General features: G+C 73.2%; 22 protein-coding genes. 6 read left to right on the top strand and 16 right to left on the bottom strand.

Translation table 11 applies throughout. From position 1 onward, the window contains the following. Nucleotides 1–73: 73 nt before the first annotated feature. Together ACPYOM_RS05660 and ACPYOM_RS05655 are read right to left on the bottom strand one after the other, a co-directional pair. Complete coding sequence (locus tag ACPYOM_RS05660; protein WP_481345217.1) at nucleotides 74–1,264, bottom strand: ferrochelatase; 1,191 nt, start codon at nucleotides 1,262–1,264, stop codon at nucleotides 74–76. An 81-nt stretch (nucleotides 1,265–1,345) separates the two neighbouring features. Continuing rightward, complete coding sequence (locus ACPYOM_RS05655; protein WP_481342991.1) at nucleotides 1,346–1,978, bottom strand: trimeric intracellular cation channel family protein; 633 nt, start codon at nucleotides 1,976–1,978, stop codon at nucleotides 1,346–1,348. Between ACPYOM_RS05655 and sepH the strand changes: the two genes are divergently transcribed. Then, nucleotides 1,938–3,704, top strand: a complete 1,767-nt coding sequence (sepH, locus tag ACPYOM_RS05650; RefSeq protein ID WP_481345220.1) for a septation protein SepH — start codon at nucleotides 1,938–1,940, stop codon at nucleotides 3,702–3,704. The two genes, ACPYOM_RS05655 and sepH, sit on opposite strands and share 41 nt — an antisense overlap. Here sepH and ACPYOM_RS05645 read toward each other — a convergent pair. From ACPYOM_RS05645 to ACPYOM_RS05630, 4 genes are read right to left on the bottom strand one after another with little or no spacing between them, the layout of a single operon-like run. Next, nucleotides 3,587–4,276 (bottom strand): thymidine kinase, encoded by a 690-nt coding sequence (locus ACPYOM_RS05645; RefSeq protein WP_481345216.1) that lies wholly within the window; start codon nucleotides 4,274–4,276, stop codon nucleotides 3,587–3,589. The two genes, sepH and ACPYOM_RS05645, sit on opposite strands and share 118 nt — an antisense overlap. A gap of 11 nt (nucleotides 4,277–4,287) precedes the next feature. Then, nucleotides 4,288–5,445, bottom strand: coding sequence for an alkaline phosphatase family protein (locus ACPYOM_RS05640; protein ID WP_481341007.1), 1,158 nt, complete (start codon nucleotides 5,443–5,445; stop codon nucleotides 4,288–4,290). Nucleotide 5,446: 1 nt separating this feature from the next. Further along, nucleotides 5,447–6,046, bottom strand: a complete 600-nt coding sequence (locus ACPYOM_RS05635; RefSeq protein ID WP_481341008.1) for a DUF5998 family protein — start codon at nucleotides 6,044–6,046, stop codon at nucleotides 5,447–5,449. A gap of 35 nt (nucleotides 6,047–6,081) precedes the next feature. Beyond that, nucleotides 6,082–8,802: a bifunctional acetate--CoA ligase family protein/GNAT family N-acetyltransferase gene (locus tag ACPYOM_RS05630; RefSeq protein ID WP_481341009.1), complete on the bottom strand. Its 2,721-nt coding sequence runs from the start codon at nucleotides 8,800–8,802 to the stop codon at nucleotides 6,082–6,084. A gap of 56 nt (nucleotides 8,803–8,858) precedes the next feature. Here ACPYOM_RS05630 and ACPYOM_RS05625 point away from each other — a divergent pair, with 56 nt between their 5' ends. From ACPYOM_RS05625 to ACPYOM_RS05615, 3 genes are read left to right on the top strand one after another with little or no spacing between them, the layout of a single operon-like run. Then, nucleotides 8,859–9,485, top strand: a complete 627-nt coding sequence (locus ACPYOM_RS05625; RefSeq protein ID WP_481345215.1) for a nitroreductase family protein — start codon at nucleotides 8,859–8,861, stop codon at nucleotides 9,483–9,485. 56 nt (nucleotides 9,486–9,541) lie between these two features. Then, on the top strand, nucleotides 9,542–12,007 hold the full coding sequence (locus ACPYOM_RS05620) for a DNA gyrase/topoisomerase IV subunit A (protein WP_481345214.1): 2,466 nt from the start codon (nucleotides 9,542–9,544) through the stop codon (nucleotides 12,005–12,007). Further along, nucleotides 12,004–13,215 carry a sucrase ferredoxin gene (locus ACPYOM_RS05615; protein ID WP_481345213.1) on the top strand — a complete coding sequence of 404 codons (1,212 nt, stop codon included), beginning with the start codon at nucleotides 12,004–12,006 and terminating at the stop codon, nucleotides 13,213–13,215. Before ACPYOM_RS05620 ends, ACPYOM_RS05615 begins: the two co-directional genes overlap by 4 nt. A 27-nt stretch (nucleotides 13,216–13,242) precedes the next feature. On the opposite strand, the gene ACPYOM_RS05610 is transcribed toward ACPYOM_RS05615, so the two are convergent. The 7 genes from ACPYOM_RS05610 to ACPYOM_RS05580 form a co-directional block, all read right to left on the bottom strand. Continuing rightward, a complete protein-coding gene (locus ACPYOM_RS05610; protein ID WP_481345212.1) occupies nucleotides 13,243–14,130 on the bottom strand; it encodes a hypothetical protein in 888 nt (295 codons plus the stop codon). Continuing rightward, on the bottom strand, nucleotides 14,127–15,137 hold the full coding sequence (locus ACPYOM_RS05605) for a vWA domain-containing protein (RefSeq protein WP_481345211.1): 1,011 nt from the start codon (nucleotides 15,135–15,137) through the stop codon (nucleotides 14,127–14,129). The genes ACPYOM_RS05610 and ACPYOM_RS05605 overlap by 4 nt, the downstream gene beginning before the upstream one ends. Continuing rightward, a complete protein-coding gene (locus ACPYOM_RS05600; RefSeq protein ID WP_481345209.1) occupies nucleotides 15,134–16,123 on the bottom strand; it encodes a VWA domain-containing protein in 990 nt (329 codons plus the stop codon). The genes ACPYOM_RS05605 and ACPYOM_RS05600 overlap by 4 nt, the downstream gene beginning before the upstream one ends. Then, nucleotides 16,114–16,596, bottom strand: a complete 483-nt coding sequence (locus ACPYOM_RS05595) for a hypothetical protein (RefSeq protein WP_481345208.1) — start codon at nucleotides 16,594–16,596, stop codon at nucleotides 16,114–16,116. Before ACPYOM_RS05595 ends, ACPYOM_RS05600 begins: the two co-directional genes overlap by 10 nt. Beyond that, nucleotides 16,583–17,470 (bottom strand): DUF58 domain-containing protein, encoded by an 888-nt coding sequence (locus ACPYOM_RS05590; RefSeq protein ID WP_481345207.1) that lies wholly within the window; start codon nucleotides 17,468–17,470, stop codon nucleotides 16,583–16,585. Before ACPYOM_RS05590 ends, ACPYOM_RS05595 begins: the two co-directional genes overlap by 14 nt. 17 nt (nucleotides 17,471–17,487) lie before the next feature. After that, a complete protein-coding gene (locus tag ACPYOM_RS05585; protein ID WP_481345219.1) occupies nucleotides 17,488–18,513 on the bottom strand; it encodes an AAA family ATPase in 1,026 nt (341 codons plus the stop codon). 342 nt (nucleotides 18,514–18,855) lie between these two features. Beyond that, entirely contained in the window at nucleotides 18,856–20,991 is a 2,136-nt protein-coding gene (locus ACPYOM_RS05580; RefSeq protein ID WP_481345206.1) for a DNA gyrase/topoisomerase IV subunit B, read from the bottom strand. Nucleotides 20,992–21,352: 361 nt separating this feature from the next. Here ACPYOM_RS05580 and ACPYOM_RS05575 point away from each other — a divergent pair, with 361 nt between their 5' ends. Both ACPYOM_RS05575 and ACPYOM_RS05570 read left to right on the top strand, forming a co-directional pair. Then, nucleotides 21,353–21,577 carry a DUF7455 domain-containing protein gene (locus ACPYOM_RS05575; protein ID WP_481341019.1) on the top strand — a complete coding sequence of 75 codons (225 nt, stop codon included), beginning with the start codon at nucleotides 21,353–21,355 and terminating at the stop codon, nucleotides 21,575–21,577. A gap of 70 nt (nucleotides 21,578–21,647) precedes the next feature. Further along, nucleotides 21,648–22,136 carry a DUF456 domain-containing protein gene (locus ACPYOM_RS05570; RefSeq protein ID WP_481345205.1) on the top strand — a complete coding sequence of 163 codons (489 nt, stop codon included), beginning with the start codon at nucleotides 21,648–21,650 and terminating at the stop codon, nucleotides 22,134–22,136. Nucleotides 22,137–22,327: 191 nt separating this feature from the next. Here the strand turns inward: ACPYOM_RS05570 and ACPYOM_RS05565 are convergent, their stop codons facing one another. From ACPYOM_RS05565 to ACPYOM_RS05555, 3 genes are all read right to left on the bottom strand, one after another. Continuing rightward, complete coding sequence (locus tag ACPYOM_RS05565) at nucleotides 22,328–22,729, bottom strand: DUF3040 domain-containing protein (protein ID WP_481341021.1); 402 nt, start codon at nucleotides 22,727–22,729, stop codon at nucleotides 22,328–22,330. 72 nt (nucleotides 22,730–22,801) lie between these two features. Further along, nucleotides 22,802–24,061 (bottom strand): DNA polymerase IV, encoded by a 1,260-nt coding sequence (gene dinB, locus ACPYOM_RS05560; protein ID WP_481345203.1) that lies wholly within the window; start codon nucleotides 24,059–24,061, stop codon nucleotides 22,802–22,804. 39 nt (nucleotides 24,062–24,100) lie between these two features. Beyond that, nucleotides 24,101–24,865 (bottom strand): class I SAM-dependent methyltransferase, encoded by a 765-nt coding sequence (locus ACPYOM_RS05555; protein ID WP_481341023.1) that lies wholly within the window; start codon nucleotides 24,863–24,865, stop codon nucleotides 24,101–24,103. Nucleotides 24,866–24,911 lie beyond the last annotated feature (46 nt).

Raw genomic sequence — 24,911 nt, 5'->3', positions numbered from 1 at the left:
TCCGTCGTCGGCAGCGTCAGATGTGTATAAGAGACAGGGTGGCGGGGCGGGTGGTGTCGGTCATGCGTCCTCCTCAGTCGCGGCCGCACAGGGCCGGTCGGGCCGCGCGCAGGTTCGGGCAGCAGCCGGGTGCGCACACCGAGGGCATCCGACCCTCGTAGGTCGGGACGGCCTCCCCGCGGGCCTCGGCGGCCCGCTCGAGCAGGGCGTCGACCAGGTCGCGCACGAAGGTGTCGGCCGCGCCCACGGTGGGCACCCGGACGAGACGGACGCCGAGACTGTCGCACGTCCGCTTGGCCTCCGTGTCGAGGTCGTAGACGACCTCCATGTGGTCCGAGACGAAGCCGATCGGGGCCAGCACCACGGTCGTCACCCCCTCGGCCGCCAGCTGCTCGATGCGGTCGTTGACGTCCGGCTCGAGCCAGGGCTGGGTGGGCGGCCCGGACCGCGAGCAGTAGACGAGCTCACCGGTGAGGTCGCGACCGAGCACCCGACCGGCCTCGTCGGCCAGCCGCGAGGCGAGTGCCAGGTGCTGGCGCCGGTAGAGGTTGCCCTCGCCGTCGCCGGGTCCGGACGTGTCGTCCATGGCGTCCGGGATCGAGTGCGTGACGAACAGCAGGGCGAGCTCACGGTCGGGCAGCCCGTCTAGCGCGCGCAGGGACCGGACCAGCTCCTCGAGGTTGGCGGCGGCGAAGCCGGGCCGCGGCGCGTACGGGGCCACCTTGTCGATGCTCAGCTCGATGCCGTCCTCGCGCAGCTCGGCGGCCGCGTCGGCGAGGTTCTCGCGGTACTGACGGCACGAGGAGTAGGACGAGTAGGCGCTCGTGGTCAGGGTGAGGACGCGTCGGTGCCCCGCCGCATGGGCGTCGCGGAGGGCGTCGACGACGAACGGCTCGCTGTTGCGGTTGCCCCACACGACCGGGGCGTCGAGGCCGCGCCCGTCGAGCTCGCGGCGCAGCGCGGCGACGAGGGCACGGTTCTGGTCGTTGATCGGGCTGCGGCCGCCGAAGAGGTGGTAGTGCTCGCCGACCTCGGCGAGGCGCTCGTCGGGAATGCCCCGGCCGGCGGTGACGCGGCGCAGGAACGGCATGACCTCGTCGGGGCCCTCGGGGCCGCCGAAGCCCAGCAGGAGCACCGCGTCGTAGGGCTCGAGCGAGGACCCGCTCGGGCCGGGTGCACCCGGCCCGAGAGCGGGCCCTGGAGCCGACCCTGGACCCGGCGTCGTGCCGGGCCGGTCGCCGCTGCTGGGGGTCTGCGCTGTCATGGGGTGGCCGTGGCCTCTCGTCGGGGTCGGGGCTCGGGCGTCTGGGCGCCGGTGCCGGTGGTCGTGGGTCCCGGTGGCCGGTCAGGGACCGGACCGCAGGGGGGTGGGGGCGTTGAGGTCGAGGCGGACGGCGACCATGCGGACGGCGAAGACGAGGCCGACGGCGGTCCACAGCAGCCAGTCCCGCAGCGAACCGAGCTGGGCGGCGGCGACGATGACGACCGCGCCGAGCATGGCCGGCACGGCGTAGAGCTCGCGTCGCAGCACCTCGGGCACCTGCCCGGCGAGCACGTCGCGCACGACGCCGCCGCCGACCGCGGTGATGATGCCGACGAGGACCGCGGCGACGGGCGCGACCCCGGGCGTCGTGACGGCCTTGAGGCTGCCGGACACGGCGAAGACGGCAAGGCCCGCGGCGTCGAGGACCCGGACGAAGCGCGACGTGCGCTCGACGGCCGGGTGGTAGAGGAAGGTGACGAGCCCGCCGAGACCCGCGGCCGTGAGCAGCCGCCAGTCGCTGATGCCCACCGGCGGGACGTCACCGATGAGCAGGTCGCGCACGATGCCGCCGCCGAGCGCCGCGGCGCACGCGAGCACGAGGACGCCGAAGAGGTCGAGCCCCTTCTTGACGGCGACGAGACCGCCGGAGAGCGCGAAGACGAACACGCCGACGATGTCGAGGGCGAGCTGGGCGGAGGCGTACGAGGTGGGCATGCCACAGCAAACGGTACCTGCGCGGCGTGGGCGCTTTCGTGCCCGCCCGCCCGGTGGCATGCTCGACGCACATCCAGCCCACCGACCCGTCCGACCCCACCCACCGAAGGACCCTTCCATGCAGCACCTCCGGCTCGTCGGCGTCCACGAGGACGGCACGCACCTGCTGCTGACCGACGACGACGGCAACCGGTTCGCCCTCCCGCTCGACGAGCCGCTCCGGGCGGCCGCGCGTCGCGACCGGCCCCGGCTCGGGCAGCTGCAGATCCAGGTCGCGGGGGGCCTGCGCCCCCGGGACGTCCAGGCGCTGATCCGGGCCGGCATGTCCGCCGAGGACGTCGCGGACCGGGCCGGCTGGCCGGTCGAGAAGGTGCACCGGTACGAGGGTCCCATCCTCGCCGAGCGAGAGCACGTCGCCGGGCTGGCGCGGGTCGCACGGCTCCGCGCCCGGGGCGCGTCGCACGGCGGGTCCCCGACGCTCGAGGCCCGGGTGTCCGAGCGCCTCCGGTCGCGCGAGATCGACCTCGGCACGGTCCGGTGGGACTCCCGCCGTACCGAGGCGGGAACGTGGACTGCCCTGCTGCGCTTCAGCGCCGGGGGCCGCGACCGTGCGCGACAGCGGGTCGTAGTGCCAGGCGGCCTCGCGCTCGCGGCCCCATCCCCTCCCCGCACCTGTCGGTGTCGAGCCGCCCGAGCCGCGTCTACGACGTCGAGGCCGAGGGAGGCGTCGGCGAACCCCGCGACAGCGGTGACGCCCGACGCGCGACCGGCGCCTCCGCGAGCGCCCGGCGCCGCGAGGGCGAGACCGTCGACCTCATGGCGGCGATGCGCGAGCGCAGCGCGCAGCGCCGCGGACGCCGCCGGCCACGCGCCACCGAGGTGCCCGGGCTCGAGGACGCGCCGGAGGAGGCGCTGCCGCTCGAGGAGCTGGCACGCGACCCCCGCGAGGAGCTGCCGCCCGCGGCGCACACCCACCCCGAGGACGACCCCGACGTCGAGAAGCACGGGTCGGCCCAGGAGCGGATCGGTGCGGAGGCGGCCGCCCGCAAGGTCCGTCGGGCCGAGCGCACCCAGCCGGTGCGTCAGACCGACCCCACCAGCGACCCGAGCACCGACGCCGAGCTGGCCGCAGCCGAGCAGGGCGCCGTCGAGCAGGCGGCCGAGGTGGACGGAGGGGACGACCGTGGCGTCGCCGGGGCGTCGGTTGGCGCGGGTGAGGTCGACGACACCCTCCGCACCCACGACACCCACGACACCGACGACACCGGCGACACCGACGACACCGGCGAGCCGGGCGAGGTCGACGACACCGACCCTCCCGCCCACGCGGCCGAGGCGGCGGAGGGCGTCCGGGCGGTGGCCGACACCGGCCAGCCCCTCGGAGCCGACGCCGGGCAGGAGGAGACGGGCGAGCTCATCGAGGAGCGGGCCACGTCGGGCGACCCTCGTCCGGCTCCGGCGCGGCGCCCGTCCACCGCGCGCAAGTCCGGACGCCCGAGCGTCCCCAGCTGGGACGACATCATGTTCGGCCGTCGCGGCGACTGAGGACCGACACCCGCGGCCGGCCACGACCGGCCCGCCTGCCCCGGCCGGATCGGTTCGTCCCCCTCAGTCGGCCTGCGTGATCGGCAACGGCGGCACCGGGCACACGTCGAGGTCGAAGGGCAGCACCTCGGGCGAGACCGCGGCGGCCCGAGCCGCGTGCGAGGTCATCCGTCGCATGTAGTGGCGGCGGCACAGCACCTCGTACTCGACGACGCCTGCCGCCGGCTTCGTGTCCCCGACGACGACCTGCTCGCCCTCGACGACCATGACCCCGTCGAGGACGCGGGCGTTCGTCGTCGCGCGGCGACCGCACCAGCACAGGGCCTCCACCTGGAGCACCTGGACCCGGTCGGCGAGCTCGATGAGGCGCTTGCTGCCGGGAAACAGCTCGGTGCGGAAGTCGGCGGTGATGCCGAAGGCGAAGACGTCGACGTCCATCTCGTCGACGATGCGGGCCAGCTGCTCGACCTGCTCGCCGGTGTAGAACTGGGCCTCGTCGCAGACGAGGTAGTCGATGCGGTGGCCGGCGGTGGCGCGGTCGACGACGGTCTCCCAGAAGTCGAGGCTGTCCTCGACCTCGAGGGCCCCGGTCGACAGGCCGAGCCGGGAGGACAGCACGTTGGTCCCGGCGCGGTCCATCTTCGTGAAGATGAGGCCGACGCGACCGCGCGCGCCGTGGTTGTGGTCCATCTGCAGGGCGAGCGTCGACTTGCCGCAGTCCATGGTTCCGGAGAAGAAGACGAGCTCAGCCACGGGCCACCACCCTAGGACCCGAGGCGGGGCGGGACCACGACCACCGGCACGGCGAGTTCCGCCTCGCTCGTCGACCCGTGCAGGCCGAGCAGGCGCACGACCTCGGGGCGCATGACGCCGGAGTGGACGACGGCCAGACCGTCGCCCGTCACGACGAGCAGGTCGCCGATCCGTGGCGCGACGTGCGGGCTCACCACGCCGAACCAGCCCTCGTCGACGGCCTGCTCGCGGGTCAGGACGCGGGCGCGTCCGGCGAACCGTGACTCCCAGGTGGCGGCGACGTCGGCCTCCGCTCCGACCTGCGTGTAGAGCTGGAGGTTGCGCGGCTCGCCGCCGAGGTGGCGCACGCCGGTCATGAGGGCCGGTTCGTCGACGAGGTCGACGCGGGCCTCGAAGGGAACGTCGACCATGCCGTGGTCGGCCGTGACCACGACCGAGGTGTCGGCCGGCACGCTCGCGGCGAGACGGCGCAGGGCGGCGTCCACCGCCTCCACCTCGTCGCCCCACTGCCAGGACTGGCAGCCGTGGACGTGCCCCACCTTGTCGACCTCGCCCCAGTACAGGTAGACGAGCGACCGCGGCGCGGCCCGCACCGCGGCCAGTGCGGCGTCGACGCGGGCCTCGAGGGCGTGCGCGGCGCGGAAGCCCCCGCCGCGCAGGGCCGCCGTGGTCAGTCCCGAGCCGTCGAAGTAGTGCGGACCGACCATCGTCACGCGAACGCCCTCGGACTCGACCTGCTCGAAGACGGTGCGGTTCGGCTGCCAGGCGCGCGGGTCGGGTCCGTTCTCCCAGGACAGCTCGTTGAGGACCCGGTCGGTCTCGGGGTCGAGCACCTGCATGCCGACGAGGCCGTGGGCGCCGGGCGGCAGGCCGGTGCCGAACGACCCCATCGAGGTCGCCGTGGTCGTCGGGAAGCCGCAGGGCACGCGCCGCATCGCCTCGAAGCGCGAGCGCAGGAACGGCGCGTGCCCGCTGCGCTGGCGCAACAGGTCGTGACCGAGCCCGTCGACGAGCACGACGACGCTGCGCGCCGCCTCAGGCAGGTCGAGGACGTCACGTCCGGCGAAGGCGGGGACGCCGAGGCTCGCCGCCACCGACGGCAGGACCGACGCGAGGGTCGGTCCGGACCAGTCGAGCGCCGGGGCGGCCTCGCGTGGGGGCGTCGTCACCTCAGAGCGCCGAGCCGCCGCCGATGCTCGCCGACAGGACCCGCGCGAACCGCATCGCCTTGCCCACGGCGGCCTCGCCGTCCGCGGCCGAGCTGATGCGCAGCGAGATGTCGTCGGAGGCGATGGTGCCCTCGAACCCGTGGTCGGCCGTGCAGTCCGGGTCGCCGCACTGTGCGGGGATCATGTCGAGGCGGCTCACCGCGCCCCAGCCGAGCGTGAGCGTCAGGTCGCGGCCGTGGCTGCCCGGACTGAAGCTGGCCGGCTCGGACACGACGTGGGTCAGCATGACGCCCCGGACGGCCGCGAGCGGCACGGTCTCGGTCGTCGCGGTCGCCATGAGCTTGTCGTCGGGCTCGGCGTGGTCGTCGGCGTGCGCGATGACGAGGCGCTGCGGCGTGACGACGAGGACGGTGACGTGTCGCCGGACCGTCTCGTGGTCGAACGTCGTCTCCTGGTGGACGAGGTGGCTGACGACCTCGTCGTCGGCGACGGCGGACTCGACGACGTCGCACACGAGGTCCGGGTAGTAGCCCGCGCGGGTGATGTCCGCGGTGAGCTCGTCGGGAAGGGCCCGGTGGGCGTCCTGGGTCATGCGTCGCATGGGGTCATCCTTGCACTCGCGGTGGGCCGCACCGGTCAGGTCATCCGCCGGCGGCCCGGGTCCTTGCGCACGAGGGCGTGCCGCACGACGACCTCGGCCCCGAGCACGTCGACACCGCCGGTCCACGCGTTGACCGGGTTGAGCTCGACCGACGCGAGCTCGGGATGGTCGTCGGCGAGGACCGAGAGCCGCGCGACGAGGTCGGCCAGTGCCGCCCGGTGCACCGGCGCCGCGCCCCGGTGGCCGTTGAGCAGGGGCGCCGCCTTGACCCCGTCGATGAGGTCGGTGACGTCGACGTCGGTCAGCGGTGGGATGCGGTGGGCGACGTCGCCGAGCAGCTCGGTCGGCGGCCCGGCGACGGAGAAGGAGACGACCGGGCCGAAGAGCGGGTCCTCGCTCGCCCGCAGGACGCACGAGACGCCGGGCACCGCCATCCGCTGCACGACGAACCGGTCGGCGCCCAGCGGCCCGAGCCGCCCGGTGAGGGACGCGTGGGCCTCGCGCACCGCCTCGGCGTCGACGAGGTCACCACGGACGCCGACGAGTCCGGGCTGGTGGCGCACGACGGGCGACGTGGACTTGAGGATGACCGGGTAGGTCAGCTCGTCGGCGGCGGCCACCGCGGAGTCCGCGGTCGTCACCTCGACGGCAGGCCAGAGGCGGATGCCGTACGAACCGAGGAGGTCTCGAGCCTCGTCGCGGGTCAGGGCCCGGCCGTCGGGCGACCCGGCGAGCACCGTGTCGATGACCCGCTCCGCGCGCAGCCGGTCGATGCCGACAGGGGCGACCGGGCTGCCGCGGTCGCGCGAGCGCCACAGGGCGTACCGGGTCACGGCGTTGAGCGCCCGGATGCCGTCCTCCGGCATCGAGTACACGGGGACCGAGCGGCGCTGCCCGTCCTGCTCGTAGGAGAGTCCGTCACCGACACCACGCATGCCGAGGAACGTTGCGACACACGGCTTCTCGTGGCTGGCAGCGATGGACCGCACCGCCGTGAGCACCTCCTCGTCCTGGGTGACGAGGGGAGGGATGAAGGCGGCCACGACGCTGTCGACCTCGTCGTCGGCGAAGGCCGCGTCGAGTGCCGCGGCGAACTCCTCCGCGGACGCCTGCGGCATCAGCGACACCGGGCCGTGCGTCACCCGCAGCCCCCAGCTGAGGCAGGCCGATGCGCTGAGCGCACCGAGGGCGTCGGAGTTGCCGACGATGGCGACGCGCTCCCCCCGGGGCAGCGGCTGGTGCAGGGTCAGCTGGGCGACGTCGAAGAGCTGGTGGACGTTCTCCACCCGGATGACGCCCGCCTGGCGCAGCAGGGCGTCGAAGGCCTGCGGCGGCGCGTTCGTGACGCGCGTGCGGTGCCCCGGGGGCGCCGCGTAGCTCGACACGCCCGAGGACACGACGACGACCGGCTTGACCTGGGCCAGCTGGCGGGCGATGCGGGAGAACTTGCGGGGGTTGCCCATCGACTCCAGGTACAGGCCCACGGTGTCGGTGGACTGGTCGTCGATCCAGTACTGCAGGAGGTCGTTGCCCGAGACGTCGACGCGGTTGCCGGCCGAGGCGAACACCGAGATGCCGAGGCCGCGCCGGGCCGCCGAGGCGAGGACGGCGACGCCGAGGGCACCGCTCTGGGCGAAGAGGCCGAGCCTCCCTCGCTCGGGGATGACGGGGGCGAGCGTCGCGTTCAGCCTCACCTCGGGGTCGTTGTTGACGAGGCCGAAGCTGTTCGGCCCGACGAGGCGCATGCCGGCCCGCCGGACGCGTCGCCGCAGCCGGTCCTGCAGCCTGGCGCCCTCCTCCCCCGCGTCGGCGAAGCCGGAGGACATGACGAGCAGGGCCCGGACGCCGGCCTTGCCGCACTCCTTGACGACGCCGACGGCCTGCTCGGCCGGGACGACGACGACGGCGAGGTCGACCTGCTCGGGCACGTCGGCGATCGTCGGGTAGGCCGGCAGCCCCTGGACGGTGTCGGCGACGCGGTGGATCGGGTAGATCTCGCCCGCGAACCCGGCGGCCAGGATGTTGCGCAGCACGAGGGCACCGATCGACTCCTCGCGGCGGCTCGCCCCGATGATCGCGACGCGCCTCGGGAACAGGATCGTGCTCATGCTGCGCGCCTCGGCACGGTGCTCACGGGCCAGCTGCACGGCCTTGCTCTGCTCGGTCGGCAGGATGTCGAAGGACACCTCGACGACGCCGTCCTCGACGTGGTGCGACACCTCGTAGCCGGCCTCGCGGAACACCTGGAGCATCTTGCGGTTCTGCGGCAGCACCTCTGCGGTGAACCGGGTGATGCCGAGCTCCTGGGCGATGGCGGCGAGGTGCTCGAGCATGACCGAGCCGATGCCCTTGCCCTGGAAGTGGTCGGAGATGTTGAAGGCGACCTCGGCGCTCTGGTCGTCGATGCGGTCGTACCGGCCGATGCCGATGATCTCGTCGTCGAGCGTGGCCACGAGGGCGACGCGGTCGTGGTGGTCGACGTGGGTGAAGCGGTACACGTCGCGGTCGCTCAGCTGGCGCAGCGGCGCGAAGAAGCGCAGGTAGATCGACTCCGCTGACTGCCGCGCGTGGAAGGTGCGGATGCCGTCGGCGTCGCCGGGCCCGATGGGGCGCACGTGGGCCACGGTGCCGTCGCGCAGCACGACGTCGGCCTCCCACTCGACGGGGCCCGTCGGCGACTCGTCGGCGCCCCCGCCGGCTGCCGTCGCGGGACCGGACGCGTCGGCGCCGGCCTCGTGGTCCGCTCCCGAAACCATGGGGCCCATCGTGTCACGTCGCGTCGGCGGCGCACCCCCGGTGCGAAGGTGGCCACATGGAGTTCACCGACGTCGTCCGCGCCCGTCGCATGTGCCGCCGCTACGACCCCGACCGCGCCGTCCCGCGGGAGGTCGTGCAGCGGTGCCTCGACAACGCGGTACGGGCCCCGAGCGCCGGTTTCAGCCAGGGCTGGGACTTCCTCGTGCTGTCGACGGACGCCGAGCGCGCGCCCTTCTGGACGGCCACGGCCGAGCCGGGGTCCACGGCCACCGACGACCCGTGGCTCGCCGGCGTCAAGGCCGCACCCGTCCTCGTGCTGTGCCTGTCGGACAAGGACGCCTACCTCGACCGGTACGCCGCTCCCGACAAGGGCTGGACCGACCGTGACGAGGCCCGCTGGCCGGTGCCCTACTGGGACGTCGACACGGGCATGGCGGCCCTGCTCATGCTGCTCACGGCCACGGACGAGGGTCTCGGCAGCCTCTTCTTCGGCGTCCCACCGGCGCGGCACCCCGCGGTCAGGCAGGCCCTCAGCATCCCCGACGGACGCCGCATCGTCGGGGTCGTCTCCCTCGGGTACGCCGTCCCGGGGCCGAAGAGCCCGAGCCTGCGACGGCACCGGCGCACCGGTGCGGAGGTCGCCCACTGGGGCCGTTTCGGCGTGGCAGGTGAGCCGTCGTGAGCGGCCTGCGCGAAGATGGGGTGTTCACCCGCTAGCGGCAAGGAGCAGCACCCGGCATGGCCCGACGCACGACCACCACGCCTCCCCCCGAGGACTTCGAGGAGAAGATCGTCGGGATCGACGTCGAGGAGGAGATGCAGAACGCCTTCCTCGAGTACTCCTACAGCGTCATCTACTCCCGTGCCCTGCCCGACGCGCGTGACGGCCTCAAGCCGGTGCAGCGACGGATCCTCTACGGCGCCAACGAGCTCGGCCTGCGCCCCGACCGCGGGCACGTCAAGAGCCAGCGCGTCGTCGGCGAGGTCATGGGCAAGTACCACCCGCACGGCGACCAGGCGATCTACGACGCCCTCGTGCGCATGGCCCAGCCCTTCACGCTGCGCCTGCCGCTCATCGACGGCCACGGGAACTTCGGCTCGCTCGACGACGGCCCCGCAGCCGCCCGGTACACCGAGGCGCGGATGGCCGACGCCGCCCTGCTCATGGTCTCGGGCCTCGACGAGGACACCGTCGACTTCGTCCCGAACTACGACGACACCCAGCTGCAGCCCGGCGTCCTGCCCGCCGCGTTCCCCAACCTGCTCGTCAACGGGGCGTCCGGCATCGCCGTCGGCATGGCGACGAACATGCCGCCGCACAACCTCGTCGAGGTCATCGGGGCGGCCCGGCACCTCATCGCCAACCCGACCTGCTCGCTCGACGAGCTGATGAAGTTCGTGCCCGGCCCGGACCTGCCCTGCGGCGGCAGGATCGTCGGCCTCGAGGGCATCCGCGACGCCTACCTCACCGGCCGTGGCAGCTTCCGCACCCGCGCCACCGCCCGCGTCGAGTCGATCACGCCGCGGCGCAAGGGCATCGTCGTCACCGAGCTGCCCTACCTCGTCGGGCCGGAGAAGGTCATCGACAAGGTCAAGGACCTCGTGCAGTCCAAGAAGCTGCAGGGCATCTCCGACCTCAAGGACCTCTCGGACCGCACCCACGGCCTGCGCCTCGTCATCGAGGTCAAGAACGGGTTCAACCCCGACGCCGTGCTCGAGCAGCTGTACCGGCTGACGCCGATGGAGGAGAACTTCGGCATCAACAACGTCGCGCTCGTCGACGGCCAGCCCCGCACCATGGGGCTCAAGGAGCTGCTCAAGGTCTACGTCGACTTCCGCACCGACGTCGTCCGCCGGCGCACCTCCTTCCGCAGGCGCAGGGCCGAGGACCGGCTGCACCTCGTCGACGGCCTGCTCATCGCGATCCTCGACATCGACGAGGTGATCCAGCTGATCCGCTCCTCGGACGACGCCGGCACCGCCCGCGAACGGCTCATGGGCGTCTTCGAGCTGTCCGAGCTGCAGGCCAACTACATCCTCGAGCTGCAGCTGCGCCGCCTGACGAAGTTCTCGCGGATCGAGCTGGAGAAGGAGAAGGAGACGCTCGAGCGGACCATCGAGGAGCTCCGCGCCGTCCTCGAGAACGAGAAGCTCCTCCTGAAGCTCGTCTCGACCGAGCTCGCCGACGTCGCCAGGTCGCACGGCACCCCGCGGCGCACCGTGCTGCTCGAGAGCTCCGGACAGAGCGCCACCGCGGCCGCCGCCTCGCCCCTCGAGATCGCCGACGACCCGTGCTGGGTGCTCCTGTCCTCGACGGGCCTGCTGGCCCGGACCGGCTCCGACGAGCCGGTGACCGCCGAGGGGTCGCGCTCCAAGCACGACGTCGTCGTCGGTGCGGTGCGCACCACGGCCCGCGGCGAGTTCGGTCTGGTCACCTCCGCCGGACGAGTGGTCCGCCTGTCCGCGCTCGACCTGCCGACGCTGCCGCCCACCAACGGCGCCCCCAGCCTGTCCGGCGGCGCGCCCCTCGCGGCCTACGTCGACCTGGCCGGGGGCGAGCAGCCGGTGACGATCGTGCCGGTCGGCGCCGAGGCACCCGTCGTCGCGCTCGGCACCGCGAGCGGCGTCGTCAAGCGCGTCACGCCCGACGCCCCGAAGAGCAACGAGTGGGACGTCATCGCCCTCAAGGACGGCGACACCGTCGTGGGGGCGGCGGTGGCCGACCGCGACGAGCTCGACCTCGTCTTCGTCACGACCGACGCCCAGCTGCTGCGCTTCGCCGCGAGATCCGTTCGGCCGCAAGGCCGCTCGGCGGGCGGGATGGCCGGCATCAAGCTGGCACCCGGTGCGCGCGTCGCCTGGTTCGGGGTCGTCGACCCGACCCGCGAGGGCGTCGTCGTGACGTCGGCCGGCTCGTCGGGCGCCCTGCCCGGCACCGAGGGCGGGTCGCTCAAGGTGACGCCCTACGCCGAGTACCCGGCCAAGGGCCGGGCCACCGGCGGCGTCCGCTGCCACCGCTTCCTCAAGGGAGAGGACACGCTCGTGCTCGCCTTCGCCGGCAACACCCCGGCCCGCGCGGCGGCCGCCAACGGCGTCGCCATCGACCTGCCGCCGGCCGAGGGCCGGCGCGACGGCTCCGGGATGCCGACCAGCTCAGTGATCGCCAGGGTCGCCGCTCCCCCGACGGAGGGTGCCGCATCATGACCCCACCTCCCACGGACGCCACGACACCCGACGACGGGACGGCCGACGCCGGCCACGACACGCATCCCGCCACGACCGGTCACGGCGAGCCGGCGAGCGACGCGTGCTCGGTCCTGTTCGACCACGACGGCACGAGCGCGTTCGGCACCGCCGCCCGCGCCCGGTTCTTCGTCGTCGTCGAGCAGCCCGGCCCCTGGGGCCGCGACGCCGCGCGCGAGTCGCATCTGGACCACGACCTCGGCGCTGAGCTCGACGCCCGCACCGCCCAGGCCGGTGGGCGGTTCATGCTCGTGCGCAAGCCGGGCGGCCACCCGGCGACGGACGAACCCCGAACGGTCCTGCTCGCCCACGCCGGCGAGCAGCCGGCCGACGCCTGGCTGCTGCGGGCCCAGGTCACCAGCATCGGTGACCTGCTCGGCCTCGACTGGGGAGCCCTGGCCCGTGGCAGCGAGGCGCTCGTGCGCGCCTCCCTGCCCGGCGCGGAGCCGGCCGAGCCCAGCCTCCTCGTGTGCACCAACGGCCGACGCGACGTCTGCTGCGCGGTGCGTGGGCGACCGCTCGCGGTCCACGCCGCCCGGGTCGCGCCCGGTCGCGTGTGGGAGGTGTCGCACACCGGCGGTCACCGCTTCGCCCCGACGGCGGTGCTCCTGCCGTGGGGCCAGACCTACGCCCGGCTCGACGACCCCGCGGCCGAGTGGGTGCTCGGTGCGAGCGCCTCGGGCCACACGCCGGCGGAGCTGCTCGGACCGCTGCACGACCGCGGCCGGTCCGCCCTCGAACCGGCCGCGCAGTGCGCCGAGTCGCACGTCCGCAGCCTGTTCGGCGAGACGCACCTGCCGGCGCTCTGGGCCGGGGTGCCGGAGCCGCGGACCGGCACGGCGACCCCAGCGACCGCCCCGACGGCGACCGACGGGGCGGCGCAGGGGCCGACGGAGGGGGCTGGGGAGAGGCCGACGCAGAGGTCCACGGACACACCCGCGGAGCAGGCGGGGACCCGGGTCCCGCAGCCCGGCACGGACGTCGCGGCGACCCCGGATGCCTGGATCGTCCCGGTCACCCACCTCGACGGACGCGCGTGGCGGGTCCGCGTCGAGCGCACGTCGGCGGGCCGGGCTCGACCCGAGTCGTGCGGCAAGAAGGCGGTGCCGGTGCACGAGTACCGCGTCACCGTCGTCGCCGGGCCGTCGCCGACTCCTGCAGAGGCCTAGCCTCGAGCCGAGCTCGACCCGCCCGCGTCACCACGGCTTGGGGTAGGTCTGTCCCGAGTCCCCGGGCAGCACGCGGTCGTCGTCGCCCTGCTGCTGGTTGCGCTCGATGGTGTTCTTGCGCTGCTGCTCCTGGAGGTAGTCCTGCTCCTCCTGGCTCGGGGTCCGACCCGGGTCCGGGGTGGGCGTGGGCTGAGGCGCCGGTCCCGGCTGCGGCGGCTGCTGGTCGCCCTGCCCCTGGTCCGGCGGGGCGTCGGCGTTCTTCTGCTCCATCCGCTGCTGGGCCTGCTCGAGCTGGTCACCGGTCCGACCGCCCTCCGGCGCGTCGCACAACGGCGGGCGGTCCTTCGTGATGCGGATCCCCTTGTCGTAGAACTGCTTCCACTCGTCGGGCCGTTCGCGTGCCTTGGCGGCGTCCCCGAGGGCCTCGTAGGTCAGTCCGAGGTTGACGCGCACCTTGCAGTCGTCGATGCCGCCCTTGGGGACGAGCTCGAAGGCCTGCTCGAACCACGGGCGAGCCAGCTCGTAGTGGCCCGAGAGCACGTGGGCATCGCCCACGGCGAAGGGCGCCCGGAACTGCTCGACGACGTTGACCCAGCCCTGCCGCTGCGCCCACGTCATCGCGCCGTCGGGGTCACCGCTGGTGTACGAGGCGAGCGTGCGGTCGTGGACGAGGTTGAGGGTGAGCAGGCGCACGGCGACGAGCACGAGCAGGACCGCCACGGGCAGCGACGCGAGGACGAGCCGGCGCCGCCGGCGACGCAGGTGTGGCGGTCGCGGCACCCGGTGGGTCGCGGCCGACCCACCTGCGGCGCCCCGGCCCAGCGCGGACAGTCGCGAGCGCAGGACGGCGAGCACCTGCCGGGACCGGGGCGGGGGCTCGGCTGTCGCTGGCGGGCGGTCGACGAGCGAGGTCATGACCCCACCTCCCTGCGACGACGGGTCTGGGCAAGAGCGGCGGCACCGGTCCCGACGTCCCAGACCGCGATCCCGGCGAGCCCGAGCAGCGGCAGCCAGTAGAGCTCGTGCCGGGCCGCGACCTGCTGCCTCTCGAGCTGCTCGCTCGTGCCGAACGCGTCGAGGTCGACGTCGGCCATCGCGGCGTCGACCGGGTCTCCCGCCTCCCGGTGCACGTACGGCACGCCGAGCTGGGCGGCGATCTGGCGCAGCTCCGGCTCGGAGATGACCGAGCGCGCGTCCTCGCCCGTGGAGGGGTCCTTGATGTAGGAGGCGGACGAGTCGAAGCGCGAGCGCGTGGACTTCATCCGGCCACCCTCGGTCGTGCCGTACCCGAGCACCGCCCCGCCGTTGACGAGGGAGTGGTCGATCGTGAACGGGGCGGGAGGTTCGGGGGCCGTCTGCTCGCCGTCACCGAGGTAGTAGACGATGCGGCCCCGCTCGGGGGTGCGCTTCTGCGCCTGCTCGAGCAGGGTGCCGAGGCGGTCGTTCGCCTCGGTCACCGACGACCCGTGCGAGTACTCGGACGGTTCGGGCAGGAGGGTCTGCAGCGCGGCGTCGAGGGCGTTCGTGTCGGTCGTCAGCGGCAGTCTGACGCGGGCGGCCTGGTCGAAGGTGACGACGCTGTACCGCGCACCCGGGAGCCGCTCGGCGATGTCCGCGATGTCGCTCGCGACGCCCTCGATGCGCGGACGCCCGTCACCGTAGTCCTCGGCGATGATGCTGCTCGTCGTGTCGACGACGAAGTACACGTTGAGGTTGGCGGCCGTCGTGTCGACGCGGTCGCCCGGCACGCCCGGGCGGAGCGCGGCCAGCCCCAGCAGGACGACGGCCGCGGTCAGGCGCCAGTGCGTGGCGCGGGACTCCCCCGGCATCGACCGCGACGACGGGTTCCACCACACGGCTGCCAGGCCCGCCACGGCGAGGACGAGAAGGACGGGCCAGGGCAGGACGGGCAGCAGGGTCACGTCACCCACCTCCGGCTCGCGCCGACGAGGCCCACGAGACCGACGCCCGCGAGGGTGATCGGCAGCGTCGGGTTGTCGGAGTAGAGGGCCCGCGCGGCGGAGTCGATGATCGTCGCCTCCTGCGCCTGGACGGCATCGACGATGCCCCTGACCGCCGAGGGGTCGCCCATCGTGTAGTACTGGCCGGCCGTGCCCGTGACGACCTCGCGCATCTGCTCCGCCTCGTCGTCGGGTCCGTCCTCCTCGGGGTTGAGGCCGTAGACCCGCACGCCCTTGGCCTTGGCCAGCTCGCCGGCCTCCGGCAGGTCGATGATGGGCCGGCCCGCGACGTGGTTGTCGGTGGCGAAGACGACCGACCGAGCGCGCCGGAGGTCGACCCGGTCGAAGCTCGACACGCACGTCGCCAGGCCGTCGCCGATGAGCGAGGTGCCGCGTCCGTTGAAGGTCCCCGCGAAGAACGACTCCTGGTCGGGGTCGCCACCGAGCGCGTCGGAGGCGGTGTCGAGCTCGTCGTTGATGAAGTCGTAGTCGTCGGTGAGGGGGAAGACCGTGGCGGCGGAGGAGTTGAAGATGACCAGGCCGATGCGCTCGCCCTCGAAGCTGCGCACGAGCGTCTTGAACGTGGCGACGAGCTCGGCGTCGTAGGCCGCCATGGACCCGGAGATGTCGAGGCAGAGCAGGATGTCGCGTGAGCGCGTCTGTGGCTTCTCGACCGTCGTGTCGAGGGGGCGCGCGGCGCCGAGGAGCGCCGCGCACGCGAGGAGGGCGGCGCTGCCGGTCAGCACGCCCATGCGCACGCGGTGCACGCGCAGGGCCCGGCGGAACTCCGGCAGCGCGGTGAGGGCCTGGGAGTTGGCCACCGGAGCGCTCGCCCCCCGGGCCCGGCGCCCGATCAGCCGGTAGACCGCCGTCGCCCCCACCGCGGCGACGAGCAGGCCGAGGGTCAGGACCGCGGGCCACTTGAGGTCGAGCGAGGTCACGCCCACCGCGCCACCACCTGCCTGGCCACCTCGCCCGCCCCGACGAGCGTCTGGGTCTCGTGGGGACCGAACTCGCCCGGGTAGAGGCGGCTGACGACCTGTGACACCGGCGAGAACCGCTCCCCCGACGCCGTCAGCTCGGTCAGGGTCATCGTCGGGGCGTGGACGCCGGAGACCTCCTGCACGAAGTGGCGCACGAGGATGCTCAGCTGCTGGTGCGCGCGTCGTTGGGTGATCTCGCCGGCGGCGGCGCGGCGCAGGACGAGGTCGATCTGGCGGATGTAGTCCGCGCGGAGCCTGGTCAGGCGGTCCGGGGTGACCCGCGGTGGCACGACGACCCGGCGTCGCCGCGTCGACCAGAGCACCCATGCGTACCAGAGGGCGACGAGGGCGAGGGCCGCGAGCCCCAGCCAGACCCACCTCGGGGCGTACGGGTCAGGCGCGTAGAAGCCCGGCGGGGGTGCGTCAGCGACGTGCACGGCGCTGCCTCTCCAGGAGGGCGAACACCGTGGGGACGACCTCGTCGCTCGACCCGAGGCGGGCGTGGTTGATGCCACGGCGGTCGAGGAGACTGGCCGTGCGCTGCACCCGCTCCTGCACGGTGCGCGCGTACGCCGCCCGGACCCCCGGGTCGAGCCGCACCAGCGTCGGCAGGGTGTACGTGTCGGCGACGTCGTAGGTGGTCCGGTCGCCGGCCACGACGGTCGGGTCGGCGTCCTCGACGGTGAGCCAGAGGATCTCGTGCTGGACGTGCAACCGCCGTAGCAGGTCGTCAAGGGCAGGGTCGAGGTCGCGGTCGTCGGCCACGACGAGCAGGACGAGCCGGCGTCGGACGTTGCGCACGACCCAGCGCAGCTGCGTCGCGAGGTTGCTGCCGTCGCCGTCGAGGCGGGTCGCGGCCTCGACGGCGCGCAGGAGCAGCTCGAGGTGCGCCTCGCTGCCGCCCAGCTCGTGGGCGACCGTCGAGGACGCCGTGCCGCGCACGAGCCCGACCAGGTCACCGTGCCGTTGCGCGAGGTAGCCGACGAGACCGGCCGCGGCGATCGCGACGTCCTTCTTCGCCTCGCCGCTGCGGGTCGTGGCCGCCATGCCGCGGCCGGTGTCGACGACGAGCAGGACGTTCTGCTTGCGCGTCGCGACGTAGCGCTTGACGAGGGGGGCCTGGTGGCGGGCCGTGGCCTTCCAGTCGATGTCGCGTACCTCGTCGCCCGGCACGTAGGCGCGCAGGTCGTCGTAGTCGAGGCTGCGGGCGTGGAAGATCGACGCGTACTCGCCCTCGAGCAGGCTGCGCGACCGGCGTCGGGCGTGGACGAAGAGCTTGCTCTTGACCCGGGTCAGCAGCGTCGTCGGCATCGTGGCTCCCGCCCCGGTCAGGGTGTGCGGATCCCGCCCACCATGGCGTCGATGACGCGCTCGACCGGCACCTCGGCGGCGGCGGCCTCGAAGCCGAGCGTGACGCGGTGGCGCAGGACGCGGTGCGTCAGCGCCTTGACGTCGTCGGGCACGACGTGGTTGCGGCCGTCGATGAGGGCCCGCGCCCGGGCGGCGGCGGTGAAGGCGATGCTCGCCCGCGGGCTCGCCCCGAAGTCGACGTAGCCGGCAAGGCGCGGCTCGATGTAGTCGCGCGGGTGGCGCGTGACGTAGGAGATGCCGACGACGTAGTTGACGATCGCCGGGTCGATGTAGACGCGGGAGACCAGGGCCTGCAGCTGCTTGACGTCATCGGGCGACACGACGGGCGAGCCGGGCCGGGCGTAGACGCCGGAGTCGATGCGCCGCAGCACCTCGGCCTCCTCGGCCGGGGACGGGTAGTCGAGGACGTCCTTGAGCATGAACCGGTCGAGCTGCGCCTCGGGCAGGGGGTAGGTGCCCTCCTGCTCGATGGGGTTCTGCGTCGCCAGGACGAGGAACGGGTCGGGCAGGGCGTAGCTCCGGTCCCCGATCGAGGTCTGCCGCTCCTGCATCGCCTCGAGCATGGCCGACTGGGTCTTGGCGCTGCTGCGGTTGATCTCGTCGAGGAGGACGAAGTTGGCATGGACCGGGCCGAGCTGGGTCTCGAAGGCGCCCGAGTGCTGGTTGTAGACCTGGGTGCCGACGATGTCGCTCGGCAACAGGTCCGGCGTGCACTGGATGCGGTGGAAACGGCCACCGACGGCCTGGGCGATGGTCTGGGCGGCGGTCGTCTTGGCCAGGCCGGGCACGCTCTCGAGGAGGACGTGCCCACCGGTCAGCAGGGCGATGAGAAGGGTCTCCTGCAGCCGCACCTGCCCGACGACGCGCGACGCGAACGCGGCCGAGATGGCCGCGATCCGGTCGCCCGCCCAGCGCAGCTCGTCGGGCGACAGGTAGCTCGCCGCCGGCACCGTGCGTTCGGGCGCCTCGTCGAGGCGGGCCACCGCCACGTCGTCGTCGGGCACCGCGGGCCCTGCCGACAGGTGGCCGGGCTCGGTGGGCGCCGAGGCATCGGGCCCCGAGCCGTCGGTCGGCACGGCGACGGTGAAGCTGTCGCCACCGGCTCCCAGGCCGGCCGGACGCCTGTCCGGATGCCCGTCCGGGTGACCGTCCGAGGGGCTCCCCGACGGTCCGGCCCACCGCTCGTCGCGCGCGGCGTCCACCGACCCGTCCGCACCGCCGTCGCCCACCTTCGACACCCCTTCTCGACGCAGCCGCCGGAGGGAGCCCCGCCGGCAGGCACATCGTAAGCACGCCACCCCCGGTGGCGTCCTGAGGACGACGCCTCAGGCGTCGATGCGCTCGCGGTCGACGTCGCTCGCGGACTCGACGATGAAGTCCTTGCGCGGGGCCACCTCGTTGCCCATGAGCAGCTCGAAGACCCGCTCGGCCGCCTCGAGGTCGCGCATCGTCACCTGGCGCAGCGTGCGGTGCCGGGGGTCCATCGTCGTGTCGGCCAGCTGGTCGGCGTCCATCTCGCCCAGACCCTTGTAGCGCTGCATCGGCTGCTTGATCTTCTTGCCCGACTTCTCGAGGCGTGCGACGGTCCGGCGCATCTCGAGCTCGTTGTAGGTGTAGATGAGCTCGTTCTTGCGCGCACCGGCGTTGATGACCTCGAGCCGGTGCAGCGGCGGCATCGCCGCGAAGACGCGACCGGCCTCGACGAGCGGACGCATGTACCGGAAGAAGAGGGTCAGCAGCAGGGTGCGGATGTGGGCGCCGTCGACGTCGGCGTCGGTCATGATGATGACCTTGCCGTAGCGGGCCGCCTCCAGGTCGAAGCTGCGGCCGGACCCGGCGCCGATGACCTGGATGATGGAGGCGCACTCGGCGTTCTTCAGCATGTCCGAGACGGACGCCTTCTGGACGTTGAGGATCTTGCCGCGGATCGGCAGCAGCGCCTGGAACTCGCTGTTGCGGGCCTCCTTGGCCGTGCCCATGGCGCTGTCGCCCTCGACGATGAACAGCTCAGAGCGGCCCACCTCGGTGGTGCGGCAGTCGCGCAGCTTCGAGGGCAGGCTCGAGCTCTCGAGGGCGTTCTTGCGACGCTGGGTCTCCTTGTGCAGCCGCGCGCTGATGCGCGACTTCATCTCCGAGACGACCTTCTCCAGCAGCAGGGCGGCCTGTGCCTTGTCGCCACGCTTCGGTGACGTGAGCCGCTCGGTCAGCTCCTTCTCGACGACGCGGGCCACGATGGCGCGCACCGCGTTCGTGCCGAGGACCTCCTTGGTCTGTCCCTCGAACTGCGGCTCGGCGAGCCGGACGGTGACGACCGCCGTCATCCCGGCGAGGACGTCGTCCTTCTCGGGCTTGTCGTTGCCGACCTTGAGCCGGCGCGCGTTGACCTCGAGCTGTCGGCGGAAGACCTTGAGCAGCGCCTGCTCGAAGCCGGCGACGTGGGTGCCGCCCTTGGGCGTCGTGATGATGTTGACGAAGGACTGGACCTTCGTGTCGTAGCCCTGCCCCCACCGCAGCGCCACCTCGACACCGCACTCGCGCTCGAGCTCGGTGGGCGTCATGTGCCCGTTGACGTCGAGGACCGGAACGGTCTCGGTGAAGGTCCCAGAGCCCTCGAGGCGCCACACGTCGGTGATCGGGGTGTCGGGCGCGAGGAACTCGACGAAGTCGGTGATGCCGCCGTCGTGCTGGAACACCTCCTCGATGGGTCCCTCCTCGCCGGGGGTGCCCTTGAGCCGCCGCTCGTCGCGGATGACCAGACGCAGGCCCGGCACGAGGAAGGAGGTCTGGCGGGCCCGTCCGAGGATCGCGTCATAATCCAGCTCGGCGTCCTTGAGGAAGATCTGCCGGTCCGGCCAGAACCGCACGCGGGAACCGGTGACCCCGCGCTTGGCCTTGCCCACGACGGGCAGGGCGCTCTTCTTCTCGTACGGCGTGAAGGACGCGTCGGGCGAGTGGGGGGCGCCCGAGGCGTCGGTGAAGGTGCCGGGCTCGCCCCGACGGAAGCTCATGCCGTACGTCTTGCCGCCCCGGTCGACCTCGACGTCGAGCCGGGCCGAGAGGGCGTTGACGACGGACGCCCCGACGCCGTGGAGACCACCCGTGGCCGCGTAGGAGGCGCCGCCGAACTTGCCGCCCGCGTGCAGCTTGGTGAAGACGACCTCGACGCCGGACAGCCCCGTGCGCGGCTCGATGTCGACGGGGATGCCCCGGCCGTCGTCGCGCACCTCGATCGACCCGTCGGAGCCGAGGATGACCTCGATGTCGGTGCAGACCCCCGCCAGGGCCTCGTCGACGGCGTTGTCGATGATCTCCCAGAGGCAGTGCATGAGACCGCGCTGGTCGGTCGAGCCGATGTACATGCCGGGACGCTTGCGCACGGCCTCGAGGCCCTCGAGGACCTGCAGGTGACGCGCGGTGTAGTCGCCGTTGCCGGAGGGAGCGGGGCGGGAGGCGGAGGCCACGGGTGTCGGTTCTCTCTCGTTTCGTCGGAGCTGCTCGCCGGAGGTCGGACCTCGCAGGGGGCTCGGGCCCACCGGCACCCGCAGCCTAGTTCCCCTCGCCGACGACGCCCCGCAGGCTCGCGGCGACCCCTCCGAGGTCGGCCTCCGCGGCCCCTGCCGCCGCGAACCCCGGACAGTCGGTAACGATCCGGGAATCTTGCGAGTGCCTTGCAGCCGAGCGTGCCATCGGGGAAGCATTCCGCGTGATTCACTGTTGGAAGGACCGCGAGAGCAAGGGGCGACGCAGGCGCCCGGAGCCTCGGGCAAGCAGGGATCTCCCTAGGGAGGCCCCGCGAGGAACAGAGAGAAGGCGAGCACTGAGATGACGACAGCACTGGCACCCGAGTTGACTGCAGCAGACCGCTGCGACCGGTGTGGCGCCCAGGCCTACATCCGCGCTCGCCTTGTCGGCGGCGGTGAGCTCCTCTTCTGCGCCCACCACGGACGGCAGCACCTGCCGGCCCTCATGGACAAGGCCGTCGACATCCACGACGAGACGGCCCGGCTCATCGAGACGCCGGCGTCCGCACCCGTCGACGAGCGCTGACCGGGGTCCGGCAGCACAGCGCGGACGCCACGCGTCCCACACCCGCACAGCGGTCCCGACCGGCTGACCCGTGATCACCGAGACGAACCTCGTGATCCTGGGCGTGATGCTGGTCGGGACCGCTGGCGTCGTCGTGCCCGTCCTGCCCGGTCTCGTCCTGGTCTGGGGAGGCGCGCTCGCCTGGGCACTGCTGCGCCAGGACGCCGCCGGCTGGGTCGTGCTCGCCCTCGCGACGGTCGTGTTCGCCGTGGGCCTCACGGCCAAGTACCTCGTGCCGGGCCGGCGCCTGACGCGTCGTGGTGTCGACTCGACGCTCGTGACCGTCGCTGCCCTCGTGGCGGTCGTCGGGTTCTTCGTCGTGCCGGTCGTCGGCGGCCCGCTCGGCTTCGTGCTGACCGTCTACCTGCTCGAGCGCGTCAAGCACCGCGAGCACGCTCGGGCCTGGTCAGCCACCCGGGAGGCCGTGCGTGCAGTCGTCACGAGCATGGGCATCGAGCTGCTCACGGCGCTCGGCATCCTCGCCACCTGGGTCGCGGGGGTCTACCTCACGCGTCCCTGACGTGGCCCTTCTCACAGCCGCCTCTGACACCCGAGCGTCGCGCGTGACGCACGAAGGCCGCCGTCCCGAGGGAGTGGCGGCCTTCCGTTCGTGCCGGTGCTTCGGTGTCGCTTTCAGTGTCGCTTCGAGTGTCGCTTCGAGTGTCGCTTCGAGTGTCGCTTCGAGTGTCGCTTCCGGTGTCGCCGTCCAGGTCACCACTGGTCGCGGCGACGCTTCTCCCAGCGCTCCTCGAGGCGCTCCATGAACGTGCCCTGCCGAGGGCTGGGGGCGCGGAGCCGACCGCCGGTGCGCGGCTTCGGGGTGCCGTCGGCATCGACGGCGGCCAGCCGCGCCTTGGACGGGGTGATGGCGTAGACGATGCCGGCGACCATGATCGCGAAACCCACCGCACCGAGCCAGATCGTGCTGCTCATCGCGGAGAACACGACGAGCGCGAGGCCCGCCACACCGGCGATGACGCCGGCGACGATCCTGCCTCGCCCGGCACCACGCGACTTGGTCTTGCGGATCCGCGACGCGAAGCGCGGGTCCTCGGCGTAGAGGGCCTCCTCCATCTGCTGGAGCAGGGCTTCCTCGTGTTCCGAGAGTGCCACTCGGCACCTCCCTGTGCGATCTCGACTGTCACCGAATCGTAGGCCGGTGAGAGCCGACGGGGTTTCTTTCCTTCAGGATAGGTCGCGCGTCTCACGTTGGGAACCCGAGGTCGGCTCACGCATGAGGCTCGCCGGACGGACCGACCCGGCACCGAACCGGGCGCTCGCCCGGTCGACGGCACGGTCGGCGTCGCGCCACCCCTTCTCCGGCTCGTCGAGGCGCGCCTGGATGGGGGCGTTCTCGGTCGGGACGAGCCCCTCGAGGCGCACGCCGACGAGCCGGATGCGGGCCCGCTGGAGCCCGAGCCGGTCGTAGAGCTCACGTGCGGTGGCGTAGATGTCGCGCGAGACGTCGGTGTGGTGACGCAGCGTCCTGGCCCGCGTGATCGTCGTGAAGTCGGCGAACCGGACCTTGATCGACACGGTGCGCCCCGACATCCCGGCCGACCGGGCCCGGGCGGCGGTCCGGTCGGCGAGCCGGAGCAGCTCGCGGTGGATGCGCACCGGGTCGTCGATGTCGTGGGCGAAGGTCTCGTCGGCGCCGATCGACTTCTCGCGCCGCTCGGGCACGACCCGGCGCGGGTCGCGACCCCACGCGAGGTCGTGCAGGCTCAGGCCGGCGACGTCGCCGAGGGCCCGCTGGAGGGTCTCGACCGGGGTGTGGGCCAGGTCGGCGACCGTGCGCAGGCCGAGGCGGTGCAGGTGCTCCTCGGTCTTGTCGCCGACGCCCCAGATGGCGGCGACGGGCAGCTGGTGGATGAACGAGACGACCTCGTCACGGGGCACGACGAGGAGGCCGTCGGGCTTGGCGAGGTTCGAGGCGAGCTTGGCCACGAACTTCGTCGGCGCGACCCCGACCGAGCACGTGATCCCCTGCTCGTCGGCGATCGTGTCGCGCAGCCGTTGGGCGATCCGGGTCGGGCTGCCGAGCCGCCGCACCGCCCCGGCCACGTCGAGGAAGGCCTCGTCGAGGGAGAGTGGCTCGACGGAGTCGGTGACCGTCTCGAAGGTGGCCATGACGGCGTCGGAGATGGCCGCGTAGCGCCGGTGGTCCGGCTCGATGACGACGGCCTGCGGGCACAGCCGCCGCGCGCGGGCCATCGGCATCGCGGACGTCACGCCGAACGCGCGGGCCTCGTACGTCGCGGACAGGACCACCGAACGACCACCCGCTCCCCCGATGATGACGGGCTTGCCGCGCAGGTCGGGCCGGGAGATGAGCGAGGCCGACGCGTAGAAGGCGTCCATGTCGACGTGCAGGACGGTGCACCCGGTGTCGTCGGGTGGCTGCCCGTCCGGCCGGAGCGGGGCGGTGAACTGGCGCCGGCTCACCGGGACCCCACCGTCGCGAGCCCGGCCCCGGCGAACCCGTCAGTCGCGGTGGGCGACGACGTGCAGGGCATTGCCGAGCGTCCGCAGGAACTCGCGGCCGGGACCGGAGACGAGCAGGTCGTCGAGCTCGGTGAGCGCCGCGCGGTCGGCGTCGGAGTCGACGAGAGAGGCCGGCACGAGGTGCCCGACGATGTCGGTGCCACGGACCTGGACGCGGGTGAACCCGGCGTCGAGCAGGAGCGCCTCGAGCCGCTCGGCGTCGAAGCGGCGGGGAAGCGGGTCGGTTCCGCCCCACCGGCCGGACGGGTCGACGAGTGCCGCCCGGGCCTGGGAGAACTCGCCGGCGATCGCCTTGGCGAACACGACGGCGAGCCGGCCGGACACGAGCAGCGACAGGACGCCGCCCGGACGCAGCGCCGCGGCCAGCGCGCGCAGGGTGGCCGCGGGGTCGTCGACGAACTCGAGGGTTCCGTGGCAGCAGGCGAGGTCGACGGACCGGTCGGCCAGGACGCTCGCCAGGGTGTCGCCGTCGCCCTGCACGCCGGTGACGCGGTCGACGATGCCGGCCTCGCGGGCGCGCCGGGCCAGGGCTGCCAGCGCGTCGGGGCTGGGGTCGACGACGGTGACGCGGTGCCCGGCCACGGCGAGCGGGACGGCGACCCCACCGGTGCCGCCACCGAGGTCGAGGACGTCGAGCGGGCGTCCGAGGTCCTCGGCGTGGTCGCTCGCGATGCGTCCGACCGCCGACACGACGGCCGAGGGCCGGGCCCCGCCGCGTCGCTGGGGGCGCTGCTCGTCGGGCACGGTGTCCTCCGTCGGGGGGCTCGCTCGCCCCGGACGTCGGTCGGGG

Source organism: Monashia sp. HAY1-2A (assembly GCF_056755315.1).
This window is presented reverse-complemented; position numbering and strand designations above follow the sequence as displayed.